Origin of the sequence: Glycomyces sp. NPDC021274, assembly GCF_040641195.1 — a bacterium.
GTDB lineage: Bacteria > Actinomycetota > Actinomycetes > Mycobacteriales > Micromonosporaceae > Glycomyces.
Genome location: NZ_JBFADC010000003.1, coordinates 532,608 through 545,664 on the forward strand (window position 1 = coordinate 532,608; position 13,057 = coordinate 545,664).

The 13,057-nt window shown below is 71.3% G+C and carries 15 protein-coding genes; 7 read left to right on the forward strand and 8 right to left on the reverse strand.

What is annotated here, in order from left to right; genetic code table 11:
* Positions 1-177: 177 nt before the first annotated feature.
* The 4 genes from AB0I03_RS10090 (at position 178) to AB0I03_RS10105 (ending at position 4,605) form a co-directional block, all read left to right on the forward strand.
* Complete coding sequence (locus AB0I03_RS10090) at positions 178-993, forward strand: oxidoreductase (protein WP_360409495.1); 816 nt, start codon at positions 178-180, stop codon at positions 991-993.
* A 73-nt stretch (positions 994-1,066) separates the two neighbouring features.
* Positions 1,067-1,651: a TetR/AcrR family transcriptional regulator gene (locus tag AB0I03_RS10095; protein ID WP_360409498.1), complete on the forward strand. Its 585-nt coding sequence runs from the start codon at positions 1,067-1,069 to the stop codon at positions 1,649-1,651.
* A gap of 246 nt (positions 1,652-1,897) precedes the next feature.
* Positions 1,898-3,550, forward strand: coding sequence for an AbfB domain-containing protein (locus AB0I03_RS10100; protein ID WP_360409501.1), 1,653 nt, complete (start codon positions 1,898-1,900; stop codon positions 3,548-3,550).
* Positions 3,551-3,654: 104 nt separating this feature from the next.
* Complete coding sequence (locus AB0I03_RS10105; RefSeq protein ID WP_360409504.1) at positions 3,655-4,605, forward strand: glycoside hydrolase family 43 protein; 951 nt, start codon at positions 3,655-3,657, stop codon at positions 4,603-4,605.
* Between the two features lie 12 nt (positions 4,606-4,617).
* On the opposite strand, the gene AB0I03_RS10110 is transcribed toward AB0I03_RS10105, so the two are convergent.
* Positions 4,618-5,019: a helix-turn-helix domain-containing protein gene (locus AB0I03_RS10110; RefSeq protein ID WP_360409507.1), complete on the reverse strand. Its 402-nt coding sequence runs from the start codon at positions 5,017-5,019 to the stop codon at positions 4,618-4,620.
* Between the two features lie 64 nt (positions 5,020-5,083).
* On the opposite strand from AB0I03_RS10110, the gene AB0I03_RS10115 reads away from it, so the two are divergent.
* Positions 5,084-5,914 carry an NmrA family NAD(P)-binding protein gene (locus AB0I03_RS10115; RefSeq protein WP_360409510.1) on the forward strand — a complete coding sequence of 277 codons (831 nt, stop codon included), beginning with the start codon at positions 5,084-5,086 and terminating at the stop codon, positions 5,912-5,914.
* A gap of 35 nt (positions 5,915-5,949) precedes the next feature.
* On the opposite strand, the gene AB0I03_RS10120 is transcribed toward AB0I03_RS10115, so the two are convergent.
* The 3 genes from AB0I03_RS10120 to AB0I03_RS10130 form a co-directional block, all read right to left on the reverse strand.
* Positions 5,950-7,206 (reverse strand): MFS transporter, encoded by a 1,257-nt coding sequence (locus AB0I03_RS10120; protein ID WP_360409513.1) that lies wholly within the window; start codon positions 7,204-7,206, stop codon positions 5,950-5,952.
* A gap of 198 nt (positions 7,207-7,404) precedes the next feature.
* A complete protein-coding gene (locus AB0I03_RS10125; RefSeq protein WP_360409516.1) occupies positions 7,405-7,920 on the reverse strand; it encodes an SRPBCC domain-containing protein in 516 nt (171 codons plus the stop codon).
* Positions 7,917-8,252, reverse strand: coding sequence for a metalloregulator ArsR/SmtB family transcription factor (locus AB0I03_RS10130; protein WP_360409519.1), 336 nt, complete (start codon positions 8,250-8,252; stop codon positions 7,917-7,919). The genes AB0I03_RS10125 and AB0I03_RS10130 overlap by 4 nt, the downstream gene beginning before the upstream one ends.
* 108 nt (positions 8,253-8,360) lie before the next feature.
* On the opposite strand from AB0I03_RS10130, the gene AB0I03_RS10135 reads away from it, so the two are divergent.
* Complete coding sequence (locus AB0I03_RS10135) at positions 8,361-8,714, forward strand: helix-turn-helix transcriptional regulator (RefSeq protein WP_360409522.1); 354 nt, start codon at positions 8,361-8,363, stop codon at positions 8,712-8,714.
* On the opposite strand, the gene AB0I03_RS10140 is transcribed toward AB0I03_RS10135, so the two are convergent.
* Both AB0I03_RS10140 and AB0I03_RS10145 read right to left on the reverse strand, forming a co-directional pair.
* Positions 8,711-9,298: an ATP-dependent Clp protease proteolytic subunit gene (locus tag AB0I03_RS10140; protein ID WP_360409525.1), complete on the reverse strand. Its 588-nt coding sequence runs from the start codon at positions 9,296-9,298 to the stop codon at positions 8,711-8,713. The two genes, AB0I03_RS10135 and AB0I03_RS10140, sit on opposite strands and share 4 nt — an antisense overlap.
* Complete coding sequence (locus AB0I03_RS10145) at positions 9,295-9,924, reverse strand: ATP-dependent Clp protease proteolytic subunit (RefSeq protein ID WP_360409528.1); 630 nt, start codon at positions 9,922-9,924, stop codon at positions 9,295-9,297. The genes AB0I03_RS10140 and AB0I03_RS10145 overlap by 4 nt, the downstream gene beginning before the upstream one ends.
* 119 nt (positions 9,925-10,043) lie before the next feature.
* Between AB0I03_RS10145 and AB0I03_RS10150 the strand changes: the two genes are divergently transcribed.
* Positions 10,044-10,586: a hypothetical protein gene (locus tag AB0I03_RS10150; RefSeq protein WP_360409531.1), complete on the forward strand. Its 543-nt coding sequence runs from the start codon at positions 10,044-10,046 to the stop codon at positions 10,584-10,586.
* Between the two features lie 7 nt (positions 10,587-10,593).
* On the opposite strand, the gene AB0I03_RS10155 is transcribed toward AB0I03_RS10150, so the two are convergent.
* The gene (locus AB0I03_RS10155) at positions 10,594-11,283 is read right to left on the reverse strand and encodes a response regulator (RefSeq protein WP_360409534.1); all 690 of its coding nucleotides are present in this window, start codon (positions 11,281-11,283) and stop codon (positions 10,594-10,596) included.
* Positions 11,284-11,293: 10 nt separating this feature from the next.
* Positions 11,294-12,958, reverse strand: a complete 1,665-nt coding sequence (locus AB0I03_RS10160; protein WP_360409537.1) for an ATP-binding protein — start codon at positions 12,956-12,958, stop codon at positions 11,294-11,296.
* Positions 12,959-13,057: the final 99 nt, after the last annotated feature.

The following is a 13,057-nucleotide window of genomic DNA, read 5'->3' on the forward strand; positions in this document are numbered from 1 at the left end:
CGTGAGCTTCAGTCAGGTCCCGCTCGGGTTCGAGGGGAGGCGAGGGTGCCGGGGCCGACCGCGGCGGACGCGATGAGAGTACGACCATAATTTTATTTTCGCCGAACCATTGCCGCAGGCCATGTCCACGATCTATGGTAGTACGATCGTAATCCAATTATTGGCGGGAGCCGCAACATGACTACGACCCAACCGGTAGCCCTCGTGACGGGCGCTTCTTCGGGCATCGGCAGGGACGCCGCGCTGGCGCTCACCGCCGCGGGATTCCAGGTCGCCGGCACCAGCCGCAAGGCCGTCGGCGTCACCGAGCGCGACGGCTTCACGCTCCTGGCCCTCGACGTGGCCGACGACGCATCGGTCGCCGCGGCCGTCGACCAGGTCATGGCACGCTTCGGCAGGCTCGACGTCCTGGTCAACAACGCCGGCGTCGGCACTGCGGGGGCCGCGGAGGAACGCTCGATCGCCGAGGACCAGGCCGTCTTCGACACCAACTTCTTCGGCCTCATCCGCGTGACCAAGGCGGTGCTGCCGCACATGCGCGCCCAAGGCAGCGGACGCGTCATCAACGTCTCGTCCGTGCTCGGGATCGCGCCCGCGCCCTACCAGGCGATCTACTCCGCGTCGAAGCACGCCGTCGAGGGCTACACCGAGTCCCTGGACCACGAGGTCCGCGAGTTCGGCGTTCGAGCGCTGCTCGTCGAACCCGCCATCACCAACACTGCGTTCGAGGCGAACCTCCTCCAGCCCTCGGCCTCGCTCCCGGCCTATGCCGAGCGGCGAAAGGCCTACGCCGCGGTGCTCGCCACCGAGATCGCGCGCGGCGACGACCCGTCGATCGTCGCGGCGGCGATCGTGGCGGCGGCCACGGACGCGAAGCCGAAGCTGCGGTACACCGCCGGCCCCATGGCCCGGCGTATGAGCAGGCTGCGCCGGTTCGCCCCGGCCAGTGCCTTCGACCAGGGCATCCGCAAGTTCAACCGCCTGCCTTCCTAGCGCGCGGAACATCGAATGATGGTCGTACTCTGAATCGGGTGGCGGCCGAGGGCCGACAGGGTTGGAGGATCACGTGGTGCGGTACGGCAAAGAGCACAAGCAGGCGACGCGGCAGCGGATCATCGAGGCCGCCGGCCGCCGGCTCAAGAGCGACGGCATCGACGGCTCGGGGGTCGCCGTGCTGATGAAGGACGCGGGACTCACCAACGGCGCCTTCTACGCCCACTTCGAGTCCAAGGACGACCTGGTCGCGCAGGCCGTGGCGCACGAGCTCAGCATGCAGCGGGAGCACCTGGGCGAGCTGCCGCCCGGCCGCGCCGGGCTGGAGCACCTCGTGCGCCAGTACCTCTCGGTCGAGCACCGCGACCATCCCGAGGACGGCTGCCCGTCCGCCGCTCTGCTGGACGAGATCAGTCGCGGCACGGACGCCACCAAGCAGGCGTACACCGAGGGCGTGCTGGCCTTCATCGACGAGTTCGCCGTCCGCCTGGCTCCGGACGATCCGCAGTCGGCGCTCGCGAAGGTGCTCAGCGTGTACGCCGGAATGATCGGGACGCTGCAGTTCTCCCGGGCGCTGTCGGACCGGCGGCTCGCCGACGAGGTCCTGGAACAGGGCATCCGCAACGCCCTCGCGCTGTTCGAGGCGGACGTGCGGTAGCTCGGTTCGCCGCCGGGGCAGAAATCGGTATCTGCCACCGGCGTTCCGAGAACTTCGGGCGACTCGGACCGCCTGCCGCAGGGGCAACGGGTTGCGGAGGGCCGATCAGCATCGCCTTAGGTATTGAAATATGTGAGTATTTTAGGATACCGTTCTCTAAGTCGGACGACGCTCTCCCCGCGACGGCCGACCGCAGAACGCGGTGACGTTTCCCCGGCGTCGCACCGCATGGCGCAAAGGAGCACCATGCCCGACCAGCACCAGACCCGAACTCGCCGCGGCCCGAGCCTCGGGCGGCGGAACCTCCTCCGAGGAGCGATCCTCGCGGGCGGCCTCGCCGCCGCCGGAGCAGGCGGCTTCGGCACCGCCCAAGCCCAGTCCTTCTCGCACCCGGGGCTGCTGCTCCAGAACGACGAGTTCGACCGGATGCGCAGCGCCGTCCAGGGCAACCGGGAGCCGTGGCTCTCCGGCTGGAACCGGCTCACCGCCAACCCGCACTCCGCCTCCACCTGGAACCCGCGGCCGGTCGAGCGGATCATCCGCGGCGACAACGGCACCGACCCCGAGAACTACACGCTGCTCATGAACGACATGCACGCGGCCTACCAGAACGGGCTGCGCTGGAAGGTCAGCGGCGGCACCGCCCACCGGGACGCGGCGATCAGGATCCTCAACGCCTGGTCGGGGACCCTGAAGGAGATCGGCGGGTGGACCGAGGCCTCCCTGGCGGCCGGGATCTACGGCTACCAGGCGGCCAACGCCGCCGAACTCGTGCGAAACGAGCCCGGTTTCGACCGGGCCCGGTTCAAGACCATGCTCGACCAGGTCTTCTACCCGCTCAACAAGGACTTCCTGGTCCGCCGCCACGGCACCTGCGACGGCCACTACTGGGCGAACTGGGACCTGTGCAACATGGCCGCGATCCTGGCCATCGGCATCTTCGGCGACGACCGGGCCAAGGTCGACGAGGCGGTCGAGTACTTCTGGAACGGCAAGGGCCAGGGCTCGATCCAGCACGTGATCCCCCATATCCACGGCGACCTGGCGCAGTGGCAGGAGTCGGGCCGCGACCAGGCCCACACGATCATGGGCGTCGGCCTGATGGCCGAGTTCATGGAGATGGCCTGGAACCAGGGCGTCGACCTCTACTCCGCCCGCGACCACGCCTTCGCGAAAGCCGCCGAATACGTGGCCCGCTACAACAACGGGCACAGCGTGCCCTTCACCAAGTTCGTCTGGCACAACGGCCACAACTGCGCCTACAACGAGCACACCGAGATCTCCGCGCACTCGCGGGGCCAAGCGCGGCCGGTGTGGGAGCTGGTGTACTCCCACTACTACGGCAGGCTCGGCCGCGCCATGCCGAACGTGCGGGAGATGCTCGGCAAGATCCGGCCCGAGGGCGGCGGGGGCGACTACGGCCCGAACTCCGGCGGCTTCGACTCGCTCGGATGGGGGACCCTCGCGTACTACCGGGAACGGACCCCGACCGCCCTCAACCGGCTCCAGTCGTACAACGTCACCGACCGGTACGTGCGCCACGTCAACTACGACGTCCGCCTGGACGCCGCGATCAGCCCGGCCGCGGACGCGCAGTTCCGGCTCGTGCCGGGCCTGGCCGATTCGGCCGGGGTCTCGTTCGAGTCGGCGAACGTGCCCGGCCACTACCTGCGCCACTACAACTACGACTTCCGGCTGGACCCGAACTACGGCTCCGCGACGTTCAAAGCCGACGCCACCTTCCACCGCGTGGCCGGCCTGGCCGACGGCGCGTGGACCTCCTTCCGGTCCCACAGCCACCCCGACCGGTACCTCCGCCACTACGACTACCTGCTGCGGCTCGACCCGATCAGCACCGCGATCGGCCGCGCCGACGCGACCTTCCGCATCACCACCTGACACGGGACGGTCGGGTCCGGTGCTCACCGGGCCCGACCGTAGAAACCGCTATCTGTTAGCTTGATTCGTCGGCTCCCCCGTCCGCCTCCGAAATCGAGGAACCCGTGTCCACCGAACCCGCTTACTCCGGCTACCTCTACGTCCACTTCAAACGCGAGGACGAGGACGGCGAGCAGATCTACTTCGCCCTGAGCGAGGGCGACGACCCCCTGCACTTCGACGACCTCAACGACGGCGAGCCGGTCCTGCGCTCGTCACTCGGGGAAGGCGGGGTCCGCGACCCGCATATCGTCCGCTCCCCGGAAGGCGACCGGTTCGCTATGGTCGCGACCGACCTGCGCCTGTTCGCGAGCTCGGACTGGGACCGGCACCAGCGCTGGGGCAGCCGCTCCATCATGGTCTGGGAGTCCGACGACCTCGTGGACTGGGGCGAAGGGCGACTCGTCGAGGTGGCGCCACCGGAGGCCGGCAACACGTGGGCGCCCGAATCGGTGTGGGACCCCGAGCAGGAGGCCTACCTCGTCCACTGGTCCTCCAAGCTCTACGACGGCCCCGAGCACGAGGGCGAGACCCACAACCGGATCATGTACGCGACCACCCGCGACTTCCGCGAGTTCACCGAGCCGCAGGTGTGGATCGACCGGGGCTGGCACACGATCGACGCCACCGTCATCGAGCACGACGGCGTCTACTACCGCTATCTGAAGGACGAGCGCAGCCGCGAGCAGGGCGTGCCGCACGGCAAGACGATCTTCTCCGAGACCGCGACTTCGCTGACGGGCGAATGGAAGCCGCTGGCCGAGGGCATCGGCCTCGGGCCGCTCAGCCGCGGGGAGGGACCGCTCGTCTACAAATCGATCACCGAGGACAAGTGGTACCTGTGGATCGACGAGTTCACCGCGGAACGCCGCTACGTGCCCTTCGAGACCACCGACCTCGCGGGCGGCGCATGGACGCCCGCCGAGGACTTCCGCCTGCCGCGCGACCCGTGCCACGGCGTCGTGCTCCCGGTGACCGCCGCCGAGTACGAACGACTCAGGGCCGCTTGGGGTTAGCGAACGGCCGGCTCAGTAGCAGTTGCCGCGTCCGCCCTCGACCCCGTACCAGACGGTGCCGTCGGCTCGGGTCGGCTCGGGGATCGACATCGCCCACTCGCCCATGGCGTCGAGGACGGGCCGCAGGCCTTCACCGAGGTCGGTGAGCCGGTACTCGACGCGGGGCGGGATCTCCGGGAATGAGGTCCGGGTGACCAGGCCGTAGGTCTCGAACTGGCGCAGCCGCCGCGTCAGCGTGTGCGGGCTGATGCCCGGGAGCGCGGCACGCAGCTGCGTGAACCGCATGGGGCCCTGGAGCAGTTCGCGCACGATGAGCGTGGCCCACGGGCCTTCGAGCAGGGTCAGGAACCGCGCGATGCCGCACTGGGGCAGGACCGGCGCGGCGGCCGGATCCGGCTGGGTGTCGGTGGCCACATTCTCCTCCAGATCCCATTAGTGCAGTGGATGTAACCAGTGCATCGATTGTACCAATGGGGTCATGACCTATGTAGTGCACGGCGCCACCGGCGCCCAGGGAAGTCCAGTCGTCGCCGCCCTCGCCGCCGCGGGCAGGTCGGTCACCGCGCTGGCGCGCCGCCCGGAGTCGCTCCCGGAGGGCGTGCGGTCCCTCTCGATCGATGCGGGCTCGGCGGAGCAGCTCACCGCGGCCTACCGGGATGCGGCGGGCGTGTTCCTCCACTTCCCGGTGACCGGCCCCGAGCTGCGCGCCGCCCACGTCGCGGCCGTCGCGGCGGCGCTGCGCGACGCCCGGCCCGCGCGGGTGGTGTACTCCACCAGCGGCGGCCCGGCCGAGGACGAGGTCGTGAAGGCGCTCGACGAGGCCGGCGTCCCGTACGCGGTCGTCGCGCCCCGCTACTACTTCGAGAACCTGCTCATGCCCCTGGTGCAAGACGGCATCAGGAGGGAAGGCGTGCTGCGGTACCCGCTCAAGGACGGTTACGCGGCCTCGTGGTCCTCGCACCTCGACATCGCCGACGTCGCGCTCGCCCTCTTCGACCGGACCGCGATCGGCGGCACCGTCGAGGTCGGCCAGTACCCGGCGATCACGGGCGACGACCTGGCCGCGGCGTTCGCCGCCGCGTACGGCCGAGCGGTGGCGTTCCAGGCGCAGTCGCCCGCGGACATGGGCGCGCAGCTCGCCCCGGTGATGGGCGAGGACGCCGCGGCCGTGGTCCAGGGCGGCTACGAGTACGCGGCCACCCTCCCGCACAACGAGATCGACGAGTCCCGCTCCGCACAGCGGCTGCTGGGCCTCACCCCGCGCACCGCCGTCCAGTGGCTGTCAGACCTGGGTCTCGCCAAGGTTTGACGGAACAGGGCCGGGCGGTCCAGGGGCACCCGCATTCATCGCCCGGCCCCCTCTTCGTGCTTCCGCGGGGCGCGGCCGAGCATGTGTTCGATCAGGATGATGACCGCCGCCAGCGCGGTGAGGGCGGCGAGCACGGTGAACATCTGCGGGGTGCCGCCGGCCCAGTTCGCGAGGTGCGCCCCGGCCCAGGGGCTGAGGGCGATGGCGATCGTGGCGGGGGCGCTGAGGATGCCGTGGAGGGTGCCGTAACCGTGCGGCCCCCAGCGGTCGGTGATGGCGGTGGCGTCGAGCAGGGTGAAGGCGCCGCGGGCGGCGCCGAGGAGGATGACGGCGGCGAAGACCAGGCCGAGGGGGCCGGCGATGAGCGCGGTCGCGAGGGTGGTCGCCGCGCCGACGGCGAGGATGGCGACGGCGCGGGTGGTGGGACCGGTGCGGATCGCGATGGGCGCGTAGGCGATGCGGCCGAGGAGCTGGCCCGCGCCGCAGATGCCGAGGGCCCAGGCGGCGGCGGTGGTGTCCATGCCGCGCCCGGTCATGAGCGGGACGAGGTAGAGGTTCGAGGTGCTCATCGCGAACGCGGCCAAGGCGATCGCCAGGGCCAGGGCGATGAACGCCGGTGAGGCGATGATCGCCCGCCGGTCCGATGCGGGCGCGGTCCCGCCGCCGCTCGCTTCGACGCGGGCGGCGGGCCAGGGCGGGTTCAGGGCGATGGCGTGCGCCGGGATCGTGAGGACGGCGAGGATCGCGGCGAGCACGAGGTAGGTGCCGCGCCAGTCGAGGTGGTCGGCGAGGTAGGCGGTGAGCGGCGCGTAGACGGTGCTGGCGAGGCCCCCGGCGAGGGTGAGGATGGTCAGCGCTTTGACGCGCTCGGGCCCGTACCAGGTGGTGATCGCGGCGAACGCGGGCTTGTAGAGGACGGCGGCCTGGGCTGTGCCGGCGAGGATCCACGCGGCGGTGAACACCCACAGGTTCGGCGCGGCCGCAACGCCGACGAGCGAGACCGCGGCGAGCGTCGAGCCCGCGGTCATGACGAGGCGGGGCCCGCGGCGGTCGAGGAGGTGGCCGACGGCGATGCCGGCGAGGGCGGAGGCGGCGAGCCCGGCGGAGAACGCGCCCATGACGGCGGCCGTCGACCAGCCGGTGTCGGCGGTGAGGTCGCCGAGCAGGACCGGGAGGGCGTAGAAGAGAACGCCCCAGCTGGTGATCTGCGTGGCGCACAAGGCGATGAGCACGCGGCGCGGGACGGGCGTGTGGGCGTCCGCCCGGGTCTCCGCGGCGTCGAGGGCTGGCATTGGTCAGGTTTATCCGATTTCGCGGCGGACGTCCAAGTCGCGGGACCGGCGCCGCCCCCCGCTTACGCCTCGGTCGCTCCTCCCGCGGCGACGGGCGTGACGCGTCCTTCAAGGACGGCCTCACCAAGCGCATGGGCGGGCATCGCGCTCATCGCGGCGGGCGTGCTCCTCATCGAGCTGGGCGCCGCGCACTGACCGCTAGCGGGGCTCGGCTTCGACGAGGGCCGCGAGCTGGGCGGCGACGGTGCCCCAGCCTTCGGCAAAGCCGAGCTGCTCGTGCAGGTCGCGCGCGGCCTTGTCGCCGTGGCGGACGCGGATGCGGTAGTCGGTGCCTTCGGGGTGGTCGGCGAACCTGATCTCGGCGGTCATGGCGACCGGTTCGGGTTGCGCAGGGCGCCAATCGCTGTCGAGGCCGTTGGTGAAGACGAGCCGCAGGCGGTCCTCGACGAGGAGGAAGCAGCCGTCGAGGTGGGGCGTGAAGGTGGCGCCGTCCTCGCTCATGCGGGTGACGAGCGCCCCGCCGGGCCGGGCCTCCAGGCGGTCGACGCGGCATTGGAGCGGCGCCGGGATCCACCACTTCGCGAAGCGGTCCGGGTCGGTCCAGGCGCGCCAGACGACCTCGCGCGGGGCGCGGATGACGCGCTCGAGGCCCAGGTCGAGGGCCGGGTTGAAGGTGGCGTCGCTGACGAATGTCGCGTCGGGTTCGGGATTCATTGCTGCTCCTCCGGTTCGGTGACGAGGCGTTCGAGCCTGTCGGTGCGGTCGTCCCAGATCCGGCGCTGCTCGGCGAGCCAGCCGTCCACGAGGGCGAGGCGCTCGCGCCGGAGCGCGCAGGTGCGCACCCGGCCGGACTTGGTGGTGCGGATGAGGCCGTTGGCCTCGAGTGTGCGCACGTGCTTCATGAACGAGGGCAGGGTGATCGGGAAGGCGCGGGCGAGGTCGCCGACGCTCTGGGGACCGCGGCCGAGGCGTCGTACGACCTCGCGCCGGGTGGGGTCGGCAAGGGCGACGAACAGTCCGTCGAGCTCCTCCGAATACTGTGCCATGAGGCTAAGTATTGCGCAGATCGAAGGTGAGCGCAAGGGCAACGTGTGCCCGTTCTGCTCAGGGCGAAACGTCCTGGTCCGGCGGCCCCCGCGGACTTACGATGAGGCATGGCCGAGACTGCTGCACCGGATCACCTGCCGAACCAGACCGCCCCCGCGTCGAACGACGGTGAGCCGCTGTGGCGCGACGCCCTCGGCGAATGCCTCCGCGACCTGCGCCACGACCGCGGCGAGAAGCTCACCGACACCGCCGGCCGCGCCGGCATCTCCCCCCAGTACCTCTCCGAGATCGAACGCGGCATGAAGGACCCCTCGAGCGAGATGATCGCCGCCGTCGCCGGGGCCCTCGAACTCACACTCACCGACCTGACGGTGGCCGTCGCCGAGCGGCTGCAGGCGGTCCGGTTCTCCGCGTCCGTGGCCGCCTACGTGCACAACTCGGCGTACATGCTGGCCGCCTAGCGCTCCTCCATCACATGGTCGATGAGGCCGTAGTCCTTCGCGGCCCCGGCGGTGAAGACCCGGTCCCGGTCGGTGTCGGCGCGCAGCGTCTCGGCGCTCTGGCCCGTGTGGCGCGAGAGGATCGCCTCGATGTCGGCCCGCACCCGCACGATCTCGTCCGCGGCCAGGATGAGGTCCGGGATCGTCCCGCGCCCCTGGGCCGCGGGCTGGTGGAGCACGACGCGGGCGTGCGGCAGCGCGGCCCGCATCCCCTCGGCCCCCGCCGCGAGCAGCACCGCGCCCACGGCCACCGCCTGGCCGACGCACGTGGTCGCGACCTTCGCCTTGATGTACCGCATCGTGTCGTAGATGCCGAGCATCGCGCTCGGGTCGCCGCCCTCGCAGTTGATGAACAGGTTGATGGCGCGCTCGGAGTTCTCCGCGTCGAGGTGGAGGAGCTGCGCGACGAGCGCGTTCGCCACCCCCGCGTCGATGCCCGTGCCCAGGTAGATGATGCGCTCGGACAAGAGGTACGAGTAGACGTCCATGATCCGCTCGCCGCGGTCGTTCTTGGTGATCACATTCGGGATCGAGTACGTGCTCATGCGGAGGCTCCTTCGCGATTGATGCCCAGGCCGATGCCGCGGCGCGTGTGCGGGGCGATCTCGTCGAACGCGGTGACGACGGCGTCGATGAAGCCGTAGTCGAGCGCTTCGGCGGCGGTGTACCAGCGGTCGTGGAGGGAGTCCTCGAAGATCCGCTCCACGCTCTGCCCGGTGTCCTCGGCGATGAGGCTGAGCACGGTGTCGCGCGTGTGGCGCAGGTCGTTGGCCTGCAGCTCGATGTCGACGGCGGCGCCGGCGATCCCGGCCGAGCCCTGGTGCATCAGGACGCGCGCGTGCGGCAGGGCCCGGCGCTTGCCCTTCGTCCCGGAGGAGAGCAGGAACTGGCCCGCGCTGCACGCCAGCCCGACCGCCAATGTGGACACATCACAGGGGATGAGCCGCATGACGTCGCGGATCGCGAGCATCGACGGCACCGACCCGCCCGGGGAGTGGATCCACAATGCGATGTCGGCGTTGGCGTTCTCACCTGCGAGGGAGAGCATCTGCGTGGCCAGCAGCATCCCGTTGTCGTCGTCCAGCGCGCCGTCGAGGACGAGCACGCGCTGCTGGTACAGCTCGCGCCTGGCCCGGTCGTCGAACAGCGGCGGTGTTCCGTTTTCGCTCATGCCTCCACGATGCGTGCGCCCGCACCTGGGCCGCAACCGAATCTGCCCGGAGCGGATCCGCCCTGAGCAGCGCGGCCGAAATCCCGCGGACCGGCCCCCGCGCTGCCTAGGCTCCACGCATGACCAGATGGATACGACACCAGCGCGCGTGCGCCGCCGCGGCGGCCGCGTTCGCCCTGCTTGGGGCCGCCGCGTGCGGCGACTCCGACGGCGACTCCGGCTCGCCTTACGGCGCCGACCCGACCACTGCGGAAACCTCGGCGTCGCCGACCCCGACGGAGACGGCCACCGCCGAGGCCCCGGCCTCGCTCGGCACGGCCACCGACGACGACCACGGCGAGTTCCTCGTCGACAACGACGGCTTCGCCCTCTACCTCTTCACCACGGACACGCCGAACACGCCGACCTGCTACGACACCTGCGCGACCGCGTGGCCGCCGCTGCTCACCGACACCGCCGACGTGACCGCGGCCGGCGCGGTGGACGCCGCGCTCATCGGCACGGCCGAGCGCACGGACGGCACCCTGCAGGTCACCTACAACGGCTGGCCGCTCTACTACTACACCGAGGACGACGAGCCGGGCGAGACGGAAGGCCAAGGCGTGCAGAACGTCTGGTACCTGGTCGGCCCCAACGGGGACGCGAACACCACCGACACCTAGGAGCGGCCTAGGCCTGCGGGCCGTCCGCGCGGCGCCAGCGGTAGCGGCGCTCCGGGCGGCCCCGCCCCGCGTACTTCAGCGCGACCTCGGCCCGGCCGGTCTCGGCCAGCTGCTCGAGGTAGCGGCGGGCGCTCACCCGCGACACGCCGATCCGCTCGGCGCACTCGGCCGCCGAGAGCGAACTCGCCGCCTCGCGCAGCGCCCCTTCCACGAGCTTCGCGGTCTCGGAGCTGAACCCCTTGGGCAGCACCGCGACCGGCCCGGTCGCGGGCCGGTCGAAGGCCCGGTCGATGTCGGCCTGGTCGCGCACGGCCGCGGCGGCGAGCCCGGCCCGCCGGTTCGCGTACTGCTCGAGGCGCTCGGCGAAGTCGTCGTAGCTGAAGGGTTTGAGCAGGTAGGAGACGACGCCGAGGCGCACGGCCGCGCGCACCGCCTCCGCCTCGCGGGCCGCCGAGATCACCATGACGTCGCATTCGTGGCCCTCGGCGCGCATGCGCGGCAGCAGGTCGAGCCCGAACACGTCCGGCAGGTACAGGTCGAGGAGCACCAGGTCGGGCCGGTGCTCGGCGAGCGCCGCCAAGGCCTCCTCGCCGGAGCGGGCGCTGGCGACGGCGCGGAAGCCGGGGGTGCGCTCGACGAAGCCGCGGTGGATGTTGACCAGCCGGAAGTCGTCGTCGACGACCAGCACATCGATCATGGCGGTTCCTTCACCGGGCGGACGTGGTTGGAGCGGGTTCGTGGAGGAGCGGCAGGACCGCGGTGAAGCGGGCGCCCTGCTCGGTGTGCTCCAGGGCCACCGAGCCGCCGTGATGCTCGCACACGAGCTTCGTGAGCGCAAGTCCGATGCCGTGCTCCCCAGCTGCGGCTTTGGTCGTGTAGCCGTGCGCGAAGACCTCCCCGGCGGTCTCGGGCGGCACCCCGGGACCGGAGTCGTGCACGCTGATCCGCACGGCCCCTTCGTGCTCACTGATCGCGACCGCCACCCACGCATCGGTGTCACTGCGGCGCGGGAGCGGCGCGTCCCGGGCGTGCCCGGCGGCGGCCTCGACCGCGTTGTCGACGAGGTTGCCCAGGACGGTGCCCACGTCGGCGGAGTCCTCGGGGTCCAGCGGCGCGAGCGCGCTCTCGGCGACGATGTCGAGCCGCACCCGCCGCTCGGCGGCCTGCGCGGACTTCGCCATGAGCAGCGCGGCGATCGCCTTGTCGCGGATCGGCTCGGCGATGTGCAGCTCGAGGGACTGCCGGTGCCGGTTGAGCGCGTCGATGTACTTGACGACCTCGTCCTGCTCCCCGATCTGGATGAGCCCGGAGATCGTGTGCAGCTTGTTGTCGAACTCGTGGGCCTGCGCCCGCAGCGCCTCGGCGGTCGACCGGAACGAGCCGAGGTCGCGTTCGAGCTGCGCGAGCTCGGTGCGGTCGCGCAGCGTGGCGACCGAACCTAGCGCCCGCCCGTCCTTCGCGACGGGCATCCGGTTGACGACGAGCACGCGGTTGCCCTGCAGCACGACCTGGTCGGCCCCCGCCGCGGCCCCGGTGAGCACGTCGCGCAGGCGCGCGGTGAGCCCGAGCTCGTCGACGAGCGCGCCCACGGCGGTCTCGGGCAGGTCGAGCAGGCGGCGGGCCACGTCGTTGACGAGGGTGATCCGGTGCTGCGGGTCGAGGGCCACGACCCCTTCGGCGATGCCGTAGAGCATCGCTTCGCGGTGCTCGGCGAGCCCTGCGATCTCGCGCGGCTCCATGCCGAACGTCTGGCGTTTGATGCGCCGCGCGAGCAGCCAGGACCCGGCGATGCCCAACGCGGAGGCGATCCCGAGGTACAGCAGCAGGTCAGGACTGTCACCGGCGAGCAGCGCCGCCGGGGAGGGCACCGCCTGGCCGACGACGGCGACGCCGAGCTGCACGATCGGGACGTCCTCGCCCTCCTCCCAGTCGCCGTCGGCGGGGCCGAGCACGGGGGCCTGGCCGACCAGCTCGGTGCGCCCGCCCAGTTCGATCTCGCCCCGCCAGCCGCGCCCGTCGAGCACGCCCGGCCCCAGTGGCAGTTCGGTGCCGATGAGCAGCGGGTTCGTGGAGGCGACCACTTCACCGTCCGCGTCGGTGATCGTCACGGACGACACCAGCCAGCGCTCCAGGCTCGACTGGATCTCCGGCGCGAGGGTCTGCGCGGGCGCCGGCGCGGGCAGGCGGCCGCGCACCAGGTCGGAGGCGGCGAGGCTCTCGGCGAGCTGCGTGACCCGCCGGCCCTGCTCGATCGCGAACACCGCCTGCGACTGCGCGAGCGAGACCCCGGCGACGGCGGCGAGCACGAGGAGGATCACCGTCAGCTGGGAGGCGAGCAGCTGACCGGCGAGCGTAGGGCGCTTCCTGAACACAATGAACTCAATGATCGTTACGGACACAAGGCTGACGCCGGGGCCGCGTCAGGGTGACCATCGTCTCTCACAGCACCCTCGAAATGAAAGAGCAACGAC